Annotated in this window: 8 protein-coding genes; all 8 read right to left on the reverse strand. The window is 63.4% G+C overall.

The features are described from left to right. Nucleotides 1-106 precede the first annotated feature (106 nt). The 8 genes from H8B14_RS18805 to H8B14_RS18840 all read right to left on the reverse strand — a co-directional run bounded on the left by H8B14_RS18805 (nt 107) and on the right by H8B14_RS18840 (nt 16,279). Nucleotides 107-5,023 carry a carbohydrate-binding protein gene (locus H8B14_RS18805; protein ID WP_187317216.1) on the reverse strand — a complete coding sequence of 1,639 codons (4,917 nt, stop codon included), beginning with the start codon at nt 5,021-5,023 and terminating at the stop codon, nt 107-109. 375 nt (nt 5,024-5,398) lie between these two features. Continuing rightward, on the reverse strand, nt 5,399-6,562 hold the full coding sequence (uxuA, locus tag H8B14_RS18810; protein WP_187317217.1) for a mannonate dehydratase: 1,164 nt from the start codon (nt 6,560-6,562) through the stop codon (nt 5,399-5,401). Nucleotides 6,563-6,715: 153 nt separating this feature from the next. Then, the gene (locus tag H8B14_RS18815; RefSeq protein ID WP_261990093.1) at nt 6,716-7,597 is read right to left on the reverse strand and encodes an SDR family oxidoreductase; all 882 of its coding nucleotides are present in this window, start codon (nt 7,595-7,597) and stop codon (nt 6,716-6,718) included. A gap of 8 nt (nt 7,598-7,605) precedes the next feature. After that, nucleotides 7,606-9,855, reverse strand: coding sequence for a beta-glucosidase BglX (bglX, locus tag H8B14_RS18820; RefSeq protein ID WP_187317218.1), 2,250 nt, complete (start codon nt 9,853-9,855; stop codon nt 7,606-7,608). Nucleotides 9,856-10,172: 317 nt separating this feature from the next. After that, the gene (locus H8B14_RS18825; RefSeq protein ID WP_187317219.1) at nt 10,173-11,246 is read right to left on the reverse strand and encodes an endo-1,4-beta-xylanase; all 1,074 of its coding nucleotides are present in this window, start codon (nt 11,244-11,246) and stop codon (nt 10,173-10,175) included. Nucleotides 11,247-11,289: 43 nt separating this feature from the next. After that, nucleotides 11,290-12,789, reverse strand: coding sequence for a hypothetical protein (locus H8B14_RS18830; protein WP_222840652.1), 1,500 nt, complete (start codon nt 12,787-12,789; stop codon nt 11,290-11,292). Between the two features lie 26 nt (nt 12,790-12,815). Continuing rightward, the gene (locus H8B14_RS18835) at nt 12,816-14,684 is read right to left on the reverse strand and encodes a glycoside hydrolase family 2 protein (protein ID WP_222840653.1); all 1,869 of its coding nucleotides are present in this window, start codon (nt 14,682-14,684) and stop codon (nt 12,816-12,818) included. A 107-nt stretch (nt 14,685-14,791) separates the two neighbouring features. After that, entirely contained in the window at nt 14,792-16,279 is a 1,488-nt protein-coding gene (locus H8B14_RS18840; protein ID WP_187317220.1) for a RagB/SusD family nutrient uptake outer membrane protein, read from the reverse strand. Nucleotides 16,280-16,390: the final 111 nt, after the last annotated feature.

The raw sequence follows: 16,390 nt of genomic DNA on the forward strand, positions 1-16,390 counted from the left end.
TGAGACAGGTTAACGAAAAAGCAGGTGGCGACCACTACAAAACAAAAGCTGGCTGACCGCATGGCCAGCCAGCTTTACAGGCCCTCAACTGCCTGGTTTAAAAAAGTTATTTAAGCAGTACCAGGCGCCGAGTTTCCACTAGGCCGTTACTCACCAAACGGCAGGTGTAAACGCCGGCCGGTAGGTCGCGACCATCTAGCACGAGCGAGTAGTCACGACCGGTTTCAGCCACGGCATCGAAAAGCGTGCGCACCAGCTGGCCCATGGCGCTGTACACCTGCACTTGAGTGGCACCCGTATGGGCTGGTCTGAAATGCACGGCTGCGCTCGTCGTGAACGGATTGGGATAGGTTTCAAACATTAATCCCAGGGCATTCCCTGATCCTGGACGCGGGGCCGCAGTTCCGTTCCCCCGAACGGCAGCTGTAGCGCAGGCCCCAAGTTGGTCGCCGTGCTGGGCCAGGTGCGTGGCCACGGCTTGCGGCGCAATGCACAGTTCGTTGCCGTTGTGGCACAGCAGCACCTTGTCGTTTTTGTTGCCGCAGCGCACGTCCAGCACTGTCAGCGTAACGCTTGCGCTGGCTGAGCAGCCGAACTCGTTGGTGGCCACCACGGTGAAGGTATACGTGCCGGCTGCCGTCGGCGTAAATACCGGGTTAGCGGTCATAGCGCTGCTCAGGCTCGTGGCGGGAAACCACTGGTAGGTGGTGGCCGCCGCCGGCGAGGTGCCGTTCGAGGCGGTGAGCGTCAGATTTTGCGCCCCATAGCCCAGCGCCAGGGTAGTGGGCGGCAGGCCGGTGGCGGTGTTATCCGTCCGGCTCACGGCAATGGCAGGGGCCGGCGTGGTGCCGACGACAATCATGAGGGCGGTACCCGTAGCGACGTTGCCGTTCACGTCCGTCACGGTCAGAGTCACGGTGTTTTCGCCGAGGTTGGCGCAGTCGAAGCTGGTTCTATCCAAGGCGAGCGACTGCACGCCGCAGGCGTCGGTCGAGCCGTTGTCGACAGCGACGGCAGTGACGGCGGCGCGGCCGTTCACCAGCTGCACCGTGATGTTCTGGGTGCGCACGACGGGGGCCGTTTGGTCACGCACCGTCACGCCTTGGGTAGCCGTAGCCACGCTGCCATCCACGAAAGCAAAGGTCCAGGTGATGGTGTAGGTGCCCTGAGCGGAATAGCTGGTCGGGTCGGTAGTAGTGGCCAGCACAGCGGGACCGCAGTTGTCGGGCGCGGTGGGCGTGGTGGCCGTCACGGCGCATTCCCCGGTAAGGGCTGCCAGCTCGATGGCCGGCCGGGTGGCCGTCAACGCTTCTACGGGCAGGCTGTAGCGCGAGACCAGCGCCGCGCCGAGGGTGCGCACGCGGTAGGAATAGCGGGTGGCGAAGGGTAGACACTGCTCAGTGTAGGCGGTGGCGTTCGGCCCCAGGGTAGCTACCCGCGTGTACGTCACCCCGTTCGGGGAACGGTCTACTTCGAAACCGGTTTCGTCGGCGGCGTTATCGGTCCAGTTGAGCGTGATAGTCGTGCCCGTCACCGTGGCCGCGAGGGCTGCGGGAGGGGCGAGCACGGCATCGCGCAATCCCTGGATGTAGCGCACGTTGCCTGTTCCGAACCCAAAGCCCCAGTTCACGCTCTGGTCTTTCGAGATGAGGGCGTTGTTGCCTGCGTAGTCGGCCAGTTGCTGGGTGGGGTTGGTGGGGTAGTGGAACGAGCTGGGCGTACCGCCGGCGTCCTCGTTCGGTGACACCAACTTGGGGCTGGTCACCGCCTGGAAGTTGGCCGACGGCGCACCACCCGGCCCGCCGCCGCGGGTGCCGAAGGCGTGAATGGCCTCGGCCGTGCCCGTCGGGTCGCCGGTCTTGATGACTACCAGATCAGTCTGGGTGATGTTGAAGATGTTGGGTGCTCCGACGTTGGTGACGTAGGCCGCGTTTTCCAGTAGCAGGTCCAGCGTGAAATCCGCGGCGTTGACGTCCTGCACGTAGCCCGTGGGCCCGGCCAGCTTACGCAGCACGATGGTGGTGCCCGCGCGCAGGTCCTGCCAGAACGGGATGTTGTTGAAGCGGTACTTACCCCCGTTGTCGGCGGTGGTGTTGGTTTCAAAGTCCTTCACCACCAGGTTGCGGATGTCGAGGTGGTCGCGGGTCACGAGCAGCTCCACGGCATCGAAGCGGCCGTCGCCGTCGTTGCTGCCGTTGTACACCCGGTTCACCACGATGGCCCCGGCCGGTACCGTGGGCGCGGGCGGCGCCACGGCCGCTCGCAGCGCGTTGATGTAGGCAATGTTAGCCGCCCCGAAACCAGCGCCAAAATTTAGGTTGAGGTCGGTGGAGTTGGCGGCTTTCACGCCGTCGTAGTCGGCCACGCTTTGCGTGGCGCTCAGCGGGTACTGAAACGACGACCCGCCGGTGAGCGCTGCCGATACCAGCTTGGGGCTGGCCACGCCCGCAAACAAGGGGGAGTTGGCGCCGTTGTTGGAGGCCAGGGCGTGCACGGCGTTGGTCACGCCGTTGGCGCTGCCAGTTTTCAGCAGTACCATGTCGGTGCCGGTGATGTTGAACACCTGCCCGGCTGCTGCGAGCGGGGTCAGGTAGGTGGTGTTTTCCAGGGGTAGGTCCAGCTTGAAGTCGGCGACGTCGAGGTCGGCCGAGTAGCCGGCAATGTTGGCCCCCAGGCGGCGCAGCACGATGGTGGTGCCGCTGCGCAAGTCCTTCCACAAAGCATTATCGGCGAACTGAAACTTGCCGCCATTGTCGGCGGTCAGGTTGCTTTCGAAGTCTTTGATAATCAAGCCGCGAATATCCAGGCGGTCTTTCACGACCAGTAGCTCCACGGCGTCGGACTGGCCGGTAGCGTCGTTGGTGAGGTTGAAAATCCGGTTCACGACGATGCCCGACATGGCTTCCTCGGCAAAGGTGAGCGAGGATATGTTGAAGCCGCTTCGCACCAGGTCGAGCTTGAGCGTGGCGTTGGCGCTGGCCTCCAGGTACACGTTGCTGATGACCAGGTCCTGGTAGGTGCCGTAGCCGGCGGTGGCGGGCACGGGGATGACACCGGTTTTGTCCACGTCGTTCACCGACAGGCGCAGCGAGCCGCTGCCAACCCCGGAAATGCGGGCCGTAACCTTGTAAATGCCGGTCCGGGTGATGTTGACCGAGTACTTCAGCCACTCGCCATCGGCTGAGTAGCCCACGTTGCCCACGCCAGCGTTGCTGTTCTCGGTGTCGACTGACTCGTTGGCCCGGGGCACGGTGGCGTCGCGCACGGCACCCTGATTAGCTACGTCCGAGTCGTTGTAGGCCGCGCCCTGGCCGCCGAAGTCAAACTCCACGGCCTTCACCAGGCCCGGCAGCGGGGCCGGACTGCCCAGAAACGGCGTGCGCACGCAGCTGCTTACCTGCACGTAGGCCGGCTTGCGGACCACGATGGTCGTGTCGGGGTTTACCAGCGTCAGCGTCACGTCTTTGGCCCCGGCCGTGGCGTAGGTCACGGCGAAGGGGCCCTTGCCGGTGGCCGTGGCAGGCGTTGCGCCGGTACCGAAATCCCAGGTGAGCGAAGTGGCGCTGCCCAGCACTGAGGCCGAGTAGGTCACCGCCTCCGGGGCCACGCAAGCCTGGGTTCTGTCGGCCGCAAAGGAGGCAAGGGTGTAGTTCTGGTTAGGCCCCAGGTAGGTGGGCGGCAGCGTGCTCTGGGCGTGCTGCAGCGAATAGATGATTTTGCGGGTTAGCTGCCCCTGCGCGTTGAACAGCAGCACCAGCGTCGACTGGGCGAAGAGCTTGCTGGAGTAGGAGGCGTTGAGGCCGGCCGGCACGTTGATGCTGAGCGGGGCCGAGCCGGGCCCGGCGGTTGCGTTCAGCTGCAGGGTGAAGTCGTAGTCCGTGGCCTCACTTTCGTTGAGCAGCATCACGGCCGTGGTGCCGTTGTCGGTGCTGCTGAGCACCTTCACCAGCGCCTGGTTGTCGGTGGCGTTGAGGTTGGTGCCGTGCATATTCTCGGCCACCAGCATCTCGTGCCAGAACGCCGAGCGCGGCTTGATGGTGGCCGCCGTGGGGCCGTCGAGGTAGCCCAAATCGCCCACGCCGCGGGCGCCGCCGCCCTCGTGAATGGACCAGGGCTGCATCGAGAGGCCCTCGTACTTCATGCCTACCCCAAACACCTCGGCCCAGTACTGGCCGTTGAGGAAGGAGTGCACGCCCACGCCCTCCACCGTGTTGGCAGTAGGGTTGGCATAATCGATGTTGAACTCGGTGAGGGCCCAGCGCAGCGCGTCGGCGCCGCTGCGGCCGTGCCTGGCGTTGGCGGCAGCCATCAGGCCCAGCAGGTTGGTCACGTTGTTGGTCAGGTTGGTGGTGGCGTTCACCACCTGGGCCCGCGTCTGGGTGCCCGCGAAGGGGTAGGTGTGAAAGCTGATGACGTCGATGTAGTAGCGGCCGTTGGCGTCGCGGCCGGTGATGTCGTTGGCGCCGCCCACTAGGGCGGGGAAGTAGCCATTGTAGGCGGCATTTTCCGGGCCCACGGTCAGGATAGTGGGGTCCACGGCCTTCATGGCCATGGCGAAGGCCTTGATGTAGGCTTCCACGCCGGCCACGGGGGTGGGGTTGGGGTGCGAGGCATTGTTCAGGTCGGGCTCGTTGCCGATAATCCAGTACCTGATGTTGCGGCCCATGGTGATGTTGACGTGCTGCACGACTTGCGCGGCTTGCGCCGCCGTAAACCGGCCGCGCCCTTCTGAGACCTGCACCATGGGCTCGGCGCCAATGCGGCGTACCGAGTCAATCAGGGCGATGTATTGGGCGTTGGTGACTAAGTTAGAATTGACGCCGTTGCCGCCGATACGAATCATCTGCACCTTGGACTGCCGTACCACCGGCCAGAGCCGGTCGAGCTGCCCGTTGAACACCTGCGAGCCCAGCGCCGTGGGCAGCCAGGCGTTTTGGCCCGCCAGGTAGGGCGAAATGGCCTGGCTACGGGCCGATGTCACGGCCAGCCAGCCCAACGCCAGCAGAAGTAGGATTTTTTTCATGAGGAGGAGTGGGATGGTAAGGCAGTTGGTTTCCCCGGGAAGAGACCAGTGACGCCGGGTTGTTCTGGAGCGGATACGTGACGGTGAGACCTGGTCTGGAACCAGTGACGCACCCATTTATCAGAGGAGCGGAAACACCCGCTTTAACCGGGTTAGGCAGTGGTTAAAGATATCGGCGTAAACAGCGTAAATAGTAGCGTATCAAGGTATTTATCTACGAAAACGTTTGCGGAGCCTGTGGCCGGAAACGCTGCTTGTGGCTGATCGGGCGCTACGCAAAAAAGGGGATGAAGCCGGGTATTACCCAACCTCATCCCCCAAGTGTCGGCGGTTTTTTTTACTGCAACGGGCGCGTGTTTACTCTATTGTTCACGGCTACAGCCCGCGCGCAATGCCCATTTCCAGGCCGCGCAACTCGGCCAGGCCGCGCAGCCGCCCGATGGCCGAGTAGCCGGGGTTGGTGCGTTTGTGCAGGTCGTCGAGCATCTGGTGGCCGTGGTCGGGGCGCATGGGCAGGTTGGTGTGGCGCTGGCGCATGACGAGTACCAGCTCGCGCAGCACGGCGTACATGTCTACGTCACCTTCCAGGTGGTTGGACTCGTAGAAGTTGCCGGAGTCGTCGCGCTGGGTGCTGCGCAGGTGCAGGAAGTGGATGCGCCCGGCAAACTGCCGCACCATAGCGGGCAGGTCGTTGTCGGGGCGCACGCCAAAAGAGCCGGTGCAGAAACACAGGCCGTTGCGGACGGAGGGCACGGCGTCGGCCAGGGCCTGCACGTCGGCGGCGGTGCTCACCACGCGGGGCAGCCCCAGGATGGGGTAGGGCGGGTCGTCGGGGTGAATAGCGAGGTTGACGCCGACTTCCTCGGCCACGGGTACGATTGCGCGCAGAAACAGCACCAGATGCTCGCGCAGCTTCGCGGCGTCGATGCCGGCGTAGGCGTCCAGGGCCTGCTGAAACTGCCGGAGCGTGAAGCTTTCCTCGGAGCCCGGCAGCCCGGCAATGATGTTGCGCTGCAGCTGCAGCTGTTCGTCGTCGCTCATGCCGGCCAGCCGGGCTTCAGCCTGCGCCAACTCCTGGGCGGAATATTCGGCGCGGGCGCCGGGCCGCCGGAGCAGCAGCGCATCGAAAGCCACGAAGGCGGCGCGCTCGAAACGCAGGGCTTTGGAGCCATCCTCCAACTCGTAAGCCAGGTCAGTGCGGGTCCAGTCGAGCACCGGCATGAAGTTGTACGTGACGGTGTGGATGCCGCACTCAGCCAGGTGGCGTAGTGTCTGCTGGTAATTCAGGATGTAGCGCGGGAAGTCGCCGGTGCGGGTTTTGATGTGCTCGTGCACCGGCACGCTTTCCACCAAGCTCCAGGTCAGGCCCGCGGCGGCTACTTCCTGCTGGCGGTGCCGGATTTCAGCCACCGGCCACACCTCGCCATTCGGCACGTGGTGCAGGGCCGACACCACATCAGTGGCGCCGGCCTGGCGGATGTCGGATAGGCTAACCGGGTCGTTGGGGCCGTACCAGCGCCAGCTTTGAATTAAGGGCATAGTTGAAAGTGGGGGGGAGGTGTCTGGTTTACTTGACCGTCATGCTGAGCTTGCTGAAGCATCTCTACCTCTGGCTAATCAGTAAGCATTGCTACGAAGCGGTAGAGATGCTTCGGCAAGCTCAGCATGACGGTTTTTCGCACACAATCAGAATCACACCCCGCTGTAGGCGTTGAAGCCGCCGTCCACCATCACCGTTTCGCCGGTGACGAAGCGGGAGGCGTCGCTGAGTAGGTAGATGAGCGTGCCGGTGAGCTCCTCGGGCTGGCCGAAGCGCTGATAGGGCGTGGCAGCAATGAACTTGCGGGCCCGGTCGGTGGGGGTGCCGTCGGGCTGCACGAGGAGGGCGCGGTTTTGCTCGGTCAGGAACACGCCGGGGGCAATGGCGTTCATGCGCAGGCCGCCGCCGTAGCGTAGGCCCAGCTCCACGGCCATCCATTGCGTGTAGGCTTCCACGGCTTTCTTGGCCATGGTGTAGCCCAGCACCCGCGTCAGGGGCCGCTGTGCGGTCAAACTCGACACGTTCACAATCGAGCCCTTGCCCTGCTCGGCCATCACGCGGCCAAACACGGTGGTGGGTATCACGGTGCCGAACAGGTTGAGGTCCACGGCGCGGCGGGTGTCCTCGATGCTGAGGTCGAACACGTCCTGATCGGGGGCGATGGTGGCACCGGGCAGGTTGCCGCCGGCCGCGTTTACCAGCCCGTCGATGCGGCCCCAGGCCTGCATGATTTCGTCGCAGGCGGCTTGCATCTGGTCTTTGTCGAGCACATCGGCCAGCACCGACAGCGCCTCGCCACCCACGGCCTCAATGGCCGCCACCCGCTCGGCGGCGCGCCCGGCGTCGCGGCCCAGAATGGCCACGCGGGCCCCGGCCTCGGCCACGGCCAACGACAGCGCCTCGCCCAGCACGCCGGTGGCCCCGGTGATGACGATAACTTTGCCGTGCAGAGAAAACTGGTTGAGCGCAGACATGGGGCGGGCAGTGGATACGGGCGCAGCAGCTGAAGCCGGCGCGGAAGAAATGAACGTCATAGGATACGTTAGGGAAGGAGCGTTAGCCGGCTTTCGAGGCGGATATCGTCGGAGGCGGAACCGAGCATTACCTGGAACTCGCCGGGTTCGGCGGCCCACTGCAGCTGGCGGTTGTAGAAGGCCAGCTTGTCGGGCGTGAGGGTGAACGTGACGGTCTTGGTTTCGCCGGGCCGAAGGCTGATTTTCTGGAAATCCTTGAGCTCTTTAAGCGGCCGGGCCACCGAGGCCACTGGGTCGCGGAGGTAGAGCTGCACCACTTCTTCGCCGGCCACTTTGCCGGTGTTCGTGACGGTGAGCTGCACCTGCGTGCTTTGCCCCGCCGCCAGGCTGGCCTTGTCGATTTTCAAGGCGTCGTACTTGAACGTGGTGTAGCTCAGGCCGTGGCCGAAGGCGTAGCGCGGCGTGTTGGGCGCGTCGATGTAGGCCGATTTGTAGCGGATGTCGCCGGGCTTTGTGACGGGGCGGCCGGTGTTGTACTGCTGGTAGTTGAGCGGAATCTGGCCCATGTTGCGCGGAAACGTGCTGGGCAGCTTGCCGCCGGGGTTATAGTCGCCGAATAGCACGTCGGCCAGGGCCGCGCCACCTTCCGAGCCGGGAAACCAGCCGTAGAGCACGGCGTCGGCCTGGTCGGCAATGGTGTTGAAGATGAGCGGCCGGCCGGCCATCAGCACCACCACAATCGACTTGCCGGTGGCTTTCAAGGCCTGAAACAGCTCTTCCTGCACGCCGGGCAAGTGGATATCCGTGCGGGACTTGGCCTCGCCGCTCATGTCCCAGGTTTCGCCTACGGCCAGCACCACCACGTCGGCCGCTTTAGCGGTTTCCACGGCGGCCGCAAAGCCGGCGCGTGAGCTGCCTTCCACCTCGCAGCCCTTGGCGTAGCGGATTTGGGTGTTTTTGCCAGCGCGTTTGGTCAGGCCGTCGTGCAGGGAGGTAATCTGGGTGGTGTCGGCCAGCACAATCCAGCTGCCGGCCAGGTCGCGTTTGGCCTTAGCCAGCGGTCCGATGACAGCAATGCTGCGTGGCTGGGCTAGCGGCAGCGTGTTGTTGCGGTTTTCCAGCAGCACAATGGACTTGCGGGCCGCGTCGCGGGCGGCTACGCGGTGCTGCGGGTCGCTGAGCACCTTCTTCTCGCGCTTCAGGTCCGAGAATCTGTAGGGGTCCTCGAACAAGCCCAGTTCGAACTTCTTACGCAGAATGCGCCGCACGGCATCGTCCAGCTGCTTTTCGTCGGACTGGCCAGCCTTCACTAGCTGCGCCAGCGTGGTATGGTAGGCGTCGCTTTCCATGTCCATGTCGGAGCCGGCGGCCAGGGCTTTCTGGGCGGCGGCGGCTTTGTCGCGGGCGTAGCCCCAGGGCACCATCTCGGCGATGCTGCCCCAGTCACTCACCACGAAACCCGGGTAGTTCCACTGGCCTTTCAGGATGTCGCGCTGCAGGTAGCTGCTGCCGGTGGCGGGCACGCCGTTCAGGGTGTTGAAGGAGTTCATGAAGGTGGCCACGCCGGCATCGGCGGCCGCCTTGAAGGGCGGCAGATACACTTCCCAGAGCTGCTGCTCGCTCATGTCCACCACGTTATAGTCGCGGCCAGCCAGCGCGGCGCCATAGGCCGCGAAGTGCTTGGCGCAGGCCATAATGGCATCGGTGCCGCCCAGCTTTTCGCCCTGGAAGCCCAGCACGCGGGCCCGCGCAATCTGGGCGCCTAGGTAGGTGTCTTCGCCGGCGCCTTCCATCACCCGGCCCCAGCGCGGGTCGCGCCCCACGTCCACCATCGGCGCAAACGTCCAGTGGATGCCGGACGCCGCCGCCTCGCGGGCCGCCACGTGCGCCGATTCACGGATAGCGGCCAAATCCCAGGAAGCCGCCTCGCCCAGCGGAATCGGGAAAACGGTCTGGTAGCCGTGAATCACGTCGAGCGAGAACAGCAGCGGAATCTTCAGCCGCGACTTCAGCGCCTCAGCCTGGATGGTGCGGGTATCCTGCACGCCTTTCACGTTCAGCATGGAGCCGACCTGCCCGCTGCGGATGCTGTTGAGCAAGTCGGTTTTGCGGTTGCTGGCCGGGCCGGTTACCTCGCGGCCGGAGTACTGGTTGAGCTGGCCGACTTTCTCTTCCAGCGTCATCTGCTGCAGCAGACCCGTGATGCGCTGCTCGATGGCGGCAGCATCAAGCGGCTTAGTTTTCTGGGCCGTGGCTGGAAGGCCAGCCGTGAGCAGCAGCGCGGCGAGGAAGAAGGATCTAGAGTTAGAAGAAAGCATTCGGAAGAAATGGAAATCGGTAAGCGGGCAATAGTGCCCGGCGGCAGGAGAAGCGTAGCGCAGTTGTCATCCCCCCATTCCACAAACGCAGCATTCCCACACACTGGCTTGCAATTCGGAGACATCCGGCTACACTTTCCTTCGGCCGGGGTGATTAAGAGAACTTTATGTGATTCGAACGGCATGCTGAGCTTGCCGAAGCATCTCTACCTAAGCAGTAATCAATGCGAGCCAACGAAGCGGTAGAGATGCTTCGGCAGGCTCAGCATGACGTTCTTTTAATAGTTAGTATGACGGGCTTCAGTACTTGATCTGGCTTACTGCAAGCCTTCCGCAAGGCCGTCGTAGGCGGGTTTGCGCTGGTAGTTGTCGTCGAAGGGGAGGGGCCATTCGGGGCAGCTACAGTCGTTGCGTTTCCAAGTGTCGGCGTCGGCTACGTTCCAGGTGGTGATGCCGTAGCGCTGGGCGGCGGGCAGCGCCTTGAAGGTTTCAGCTAGGGCCTTGTACTTCACCTTTTGGGCGGCGGCCAGCGCGGGCGTAAACGTGGCGCTGGCCGACCGGGCCGGGTTCATCGAAATGTCCAGTTCGGCTACGTGCACCTGCAGGCCGGTGGCGGCGGCGCTGGTAATGGCCTCGGCAATGCGCGCATCGGTGATGTTGCTGCTGGTGTGCATTTGCAGCCCGATGCCGTGGATGGGCACGCCGCGGCTTTTGAGGCCGTTCACCAGCGCTAGAATGCCGGTGCGGCGGGCGGTGCTGTACTCGTGGCCGTAGTCGTTGTAAAACAGCAGTGCGGCGGGGTCGGCGGCGTAGGCGTACCGGAAAGCGCGGTCGATGTACTGGTCGCCGAGGTGCTGGCGCCACACGTTGGTGGTGCGCAGGTTGCCGCTGTCGTCGATGGCTTCGTTCACCACATCCCAGGCCTGCACCTTGCCCCGAAAGTGCGTCATAACGGTCTGGATGTGCGTTTTCATCAGGTTTTCCCAGGCCGTCGAATCACCCTGGAAGCTCGTGACCCAACCCGGCAGCGAGTTGTACCAGAGCAGCGTGTGGCCGTGTACGCGCAGGTTGTTCTGCTGCGCGAAGTCCACGAGATAGTCGGCATCAGCCCAGTTGTAGGTGGTGGCTGACGGGTGCAGCGCGCCGAACTTCATGGCGTTTTCGGCCGTGATGCTGTTGTACTCGGTGGCCATCAGCTGGCGGTAGGCGGGGCGGGTTTTCAGCAGGTTGATGCTCACGGCCGCCCCCACCGGAAACGGCGCCACCGACTTCAGGCTGACCATCGGCGGCACGGTCGGCGTGGTCGGAGCCGGCGTAGCTGCCGATTCCTTGTCGCCGCACTGCGTCAGGAATGCGAGGCCAAAGGCGGTGAGCAGCGTAGCGGTTTTCATAGCGGCAGAGTTGGGGCGGGGGTAAGGCAAGTCGGCAGCGCGGCTACTTTGGCTGCCGCTGGTCGAAGTAGTCGGCCAGCAGGTACATCTGCTGGTTCAGCTCACGCATCTTGCTCAGCAGCGGCGTGTAGGGGTTCAGGTTGTTGTCCACGATGCCCTTGTTGGCGTTGGTGTTGGAGGGCTCGGCGCCCACGATGGTCGGGTCGTTGTCCTGGTACTTAAACCAGTGCCAGCCCACGCAATTCTTCGATTCCAGCAAGCCCAGCGTGAAATTCTGGTAGAACAGGCCCCGGTCATTCTGCGTTTTCACCACCCAGCCGGCGCCGGCGGTGTTGGCCAGGCCGGGCGCGTCTTCGCCCTTCACGTACCATTCCGTCACCAGAAACGGCTTGCCGGCCGTCTGCTCCCACTCGCGCACCCAGCGCGGCTCGGGCGTCCAGTTGTTGTAGTAGTTGATGCTGATGGCGTCGAGGTACTGGCCGGCCACCTTCATCAGCTCGGGGTAGTAGCGCTGGGCGCCGTGAAAGCGGCAGCCGAGGTACATGTGGTTGGGGTCGTACTTTTTCATGGCCTTGGCCACGATGCTGAAGTAGCGGTCGGCGGCGTAGGCCAGAAACTCCTGGCGGTGTTGGTCGGTGATGGTTTCGAGGGTGATGTTGCGCGCGTCGGCCCACTTCTTAGCGGCCTGGTAGCCGGGCTCGGTCTGGGGCAGCTTGAGGTAGCCGTCCAGGTTTTTGCGCAGCAGCGGCATCTCGTTATCGGAGAAGTAGCCGAACAGGTTCTTGTCGTTGCGGTATTGCGCCAGTTGCTTGGCGTGCTCCTCGGCAAACTCCTCGAAGCCGGGGTCAAACACGAAAATGACGTCGTTGGGGTAGCCTTTGTGGCCGGGCTGCACAAAGGTGCCACCGCGCTTGTCGCCGTACTTGCTCATGAAATCCAGGTTCACGGTGTAGGCCAGCGGCTTGTCGGCGCGGGCGTTTTCCGCCTGAATTTCCTTTGTCGCCGACCATGCGCCGGCGCCGTTGAAGCCGTTTTCGAGCAGGAACCGGCGGGTGCCGGCCATCCAGCCAGCCTGGTCCCGGAACTTGTCTTTCAACGCCTGCTGGTTGCGGACCGAGCGGCCGGGCTGTACATCGTTGGGAGCGTTGTGCAGAAAGTAGTAGCCGGCGGGGTCAATAGCCCACCAGCGCCCATTGATCTTCTCAACGTGGAAGAAGCCGGTGGCCTTAGCGCGCTTGTCCAGCCGGCCGCCGTATTTGCTCAGCTTCACGGTGCCCGGCCGGAAGCCCGGCAGCTGCGCCATGGAGCGCGTGGCGTAGCTCTTGTAGGCCGAGAAGCCGGCCTTGCCGTCAATAGTGGAGTTGTTAAGCGTCTTTTTGGCGTCTACGCGCAGGGTGTACTCGGTGGTATCGAGTTGCTGGGCGTGAGTGGTGATGAGGCCAGTCAGGAATAAGCTGGTTATCAGGCCAACACGGTGTAGAGACGCATATTTGCGTCTCGTCGTTGAACGACAGGTGCGGGAGGCGCGGACGACGAGACGCAAATATGCGTCTCTACAGAAGGTGTTACTCATTTTCCGTCGTATTTGCGGGCCATCTGGCGGTAGTATCCCTGCAGCACGTAGTAGGCCTTTTTCTTCTGGCCGGTGCTCGAAATCAGGCCTTTGCGGTTGAAGCCGTTCTGGTACACCGGGTGTTGGCGGCGGGTGGCACGGAAGTCGGCCAGAATCCAGGGCGTCATGCCGCGCAGGCCAGGGATGGTGCTCAGCATTTTCAGCTGGTTCACGTACAGCGCCTCCTGGTATTCCTCGCTCCAGCGTGTGTTGGCGTCGCCGTGGTAGCCGGCTAATGCATCGCCGCCAAACTCACTGACCATCACTGGCTTGTTGTATTTGATATCGAAGGTGTACTTGGTGATTTCGCCGGGCTTGCCGCCCCAGTACCAGCCGGCGTACTCATTGAAGCTGGTTAGGTCCAGAAACTCGCCCAACGGGTCGTCCACGTGCACTACGTTGTCGGGGGTGCGGTGCAGCTCCAGGGCCGCCGAAATCAGGCGGGTGTCGTCGAGGGTGCGGGCTTTTTGGGCGAGGCTACTCATGAACTTCAGGCGCGGCGCACCCAGCGGCGTTTCGTTGCCCACGCTCCACACCACCACGCTGGCGCGGTTTTTCCCCATCGAAATCAGGTCCGTAAGCTGCTGCTCGGCGTTCTGGTAGGTGGCTGGGTTTTCCCAGGCAATGGTCCAGTACACCGGCACTTCGGCCCACACCAGCAAGCCCATTTCGTCGGCCAGCTTGAGCATGGTTTCGTTGTGCGGGTAGTGGGCCAGACGCACGTAGTTGCAGCCCAGCTCCTTGGCCCAGGTCAGCAGCATGCGCAGGTCGCCCTCGCCACGGGCCCGGCCCGGAATCAGCGGGTTTTCGTCGTGGATGCTGATGCCGCGCATGTAGAGGCTGCGGCCGTTAAGCAGGATGTCCTGCCCCCGCGTCTCAATCGTGCGGAAACCGATGCGGTCCTGCACGGCGTCGGAGCCGCTCGTCAAGCTCACCGCGTACAGCCTGGGGCTCTGCGGCGACCAGTGCGCAAGCTTTTTGGCCGGCACGCTGAACGTGGCGCGGCCTTCGGCGTTGGTTTGTACGGTCTGTCTGAGGCCAGCCTCGCCGATGCTGAGCGTCACGACCTGGTTGGCGCGGCCCTCGCCGGCCAGCTGCACGTAGCCGGCCACCGTATTCGCGTCGCCTTTGGCCAGCTGTACTTTGTAGTCGCTGATGTAGGTGGCGGGCGTTTCGGCAATGAACACGTCGCGCGTGATGCCGCCGTAGTTCCACCAGTCGGTATTGATGGTCGGGACTTCCTCGGGCCGGCGGGTATTGTCGGCCTTCACCACCACAAAGTTGTCGCCGGAGGCGCTGAGCTGGCTGGTGATGTCGTACTGAATCGGGGTGAAGCCGCCCTTGTGCATGCCCAGCTTCTTGCCGTTGAGGTAGATGTGCGCCTCGTAGTTGATGGCCCCGAAGTACAGAAAGTACCGCTTGCCGGCCTTGGGCGTCAGCGTGAAGCTTTTCTTGTACCAGATGGTGCCCTCGTAGTAGAGCAGCTCCGGCCGCTGCGAGTTCCAGTCGCCCGGAATCTGCATGGCCTGCGACTTGTCGAAGTCGTACTCAATCAGCTCTTCCTCCTGCTTGCTGCTGGGCTTGGCGTTATCATAGTAGCCCCCCTTGCCCGATTTCGACTGGTCAAAGGCCTCGCGGCGGTAGTCGTAGAAGCCGTTTTCGTAGGGGTCGATGATGTAGTTCCAGCTGCCGTTGAGGCTTAGCACGCTGCGCCCCGGCGCGTTTTGCAGCAGCGCCGACTGGGCCTGTAGCAGCCGGCTGCTAAAGGTGCCCAGCAGCAGCGCGGCGGCGGCCGTCAGCACCTTCATCAGGTTCAGTGAAGTCATGAGGGGTAAAAAAGGGAGGGGGAGAGGAGTGTGCCAGTGCGCCGAGGCAGCCAGACCCTTGCAGGAGCCTGGTTGCGCTTGGCATGTACTTCACTTTTTCACACACTTTAGTTGTAGCCCGGATTCTGGGTGAGGATTGGGTTGGTCTGGATTTCCTGGATTGGCAAGGCTTGCAGCAGCTCATACGCCTGCACCTGGATGGGCGTGCCAGTGGTGCCGTTGTTGGGCCGGATGTTGTACTGCGCGAAGAAGGCGTTCATCACCGGAATGGCGCGGTCGGTGCGCAGCAGATCAAACCAGCGGTGGCCTTCCATATTCAGCTCCAGCCGCCGCTCACGCTCCAGCGCCAGCTTCACGTCGGCCTGCGAGAGGGTGGCGGCTAGGGCCGGCACACCGGCGCGGGTGCGCACCCGGTTGAGCTGCGTAATGGCCAGGGCGGGCGTGTTCTGCTCGTTCAGGGCCTCGGCGTACATGAGTAGCACGTCGGCGTAGCGCAGCACAATCCAGTCGTTTTCGGCGTCCAGCGAGGCCGTGGGCGTATCAGCGTACTTCTTGGTGTAGAAGGTGTTCACGCCGCCCACCGGCGTCGAGCCGTAGGAGGCCACGGCGCGGGTGTCGGCGGGGCCGCTGGCCGTGAAGGCCGCCACCAGGTCGGGGTGGATGATGTTGAACTGGTCGGAAGTGCCCACGTTGCCCACCAGCGCCGGCGTCACGGCGAAGTAGTTGGCGAACGGACTGCCCACGCCGAGGCCACCTTTGCTGTAGCGCACCGCAAACAGAATCTCACTGTTCATCTCGTTTGTGAGGGAGAAAATGTTGGCGTAGGTGGGCTGCAGCGCATAGGTGCCGGCGTCAATCACCTGCTTGAGCTTGACGGCGGCCTCGTTGTATTTCTTTTGCGTGAGGTACACCTTGCCTAGCAACCCCTGCGCGGCACCTTTGGTGGCGCGGCCCAGGTTGGCGGCGTTCTGCGTCACGGGCAGGCTGGCTTCGGCGTCCAGCAGGTCTTGCTCAATCTGGGTGTAGACCTGCGCGGTGGGCGTGCGCCCGAATGTGTAGGCGTCGGCGATAGTAGCAATTTCGCTGGTCACCAGCGGCACGTCGCCCCAGATGCGCACGGCGTTGAAGTAGGCCAGGGCCCGGATAAACTTCACTTCCGCGTTCAGGCGGTTGCGGGTGGCCTCGGTCAGCTTCACGGCCGCGCCGCGGGTCAGAATCACGTTGCAGCGCGCAATGGTGCGGTAGGTCACCGTCCACTGGCTTTGCAGGCGGGCGTTGGTGGGCGTGACGGTGAAGAAGTCGAACTCGTTGATGTTCTGCCCCGAAATAACCGACGTGCTGTTGTCGGAAGGCACTTCGGCAAACACGAACAGCCCGTTGTTGGAGCCCGCCTTGCCATAGATGTCCTGCAGGCCCGCATACGCCGCCGATACGCCGGTCACGAGGCTGAGCGAGTCGTTGTAGCCCTCGGTGGTGGGGATGCGGGTGGGGTCGTTGAGGTCAATGAACTCCTTGTCGCAGGAGGTGGTGCCCAGCAGGGTGGTCCCCAGCAGCGCCGCGCAGCCTGCACTGGTGAGTAGTTTCTTGAAAGCCATGGGAATTGAGTGCTTAGTAGTTAGGGCCTGGGACTTAGGTACTGGTGCTTGGTTTAGGGCGTTTGAGAAGCTGGCAGAGGCCTTAGTGGCTCTCATTAACACTCTCGTCAC

Origin of the sequence: Hymenobacter puniceus, assembly GCF_014333525.1 — a bacterium.
Lineage (GTDB): Bacteria > Bacteroidota > Bacteroidia > Cytophagales > Hymenobacteraceae > Hymenobacter.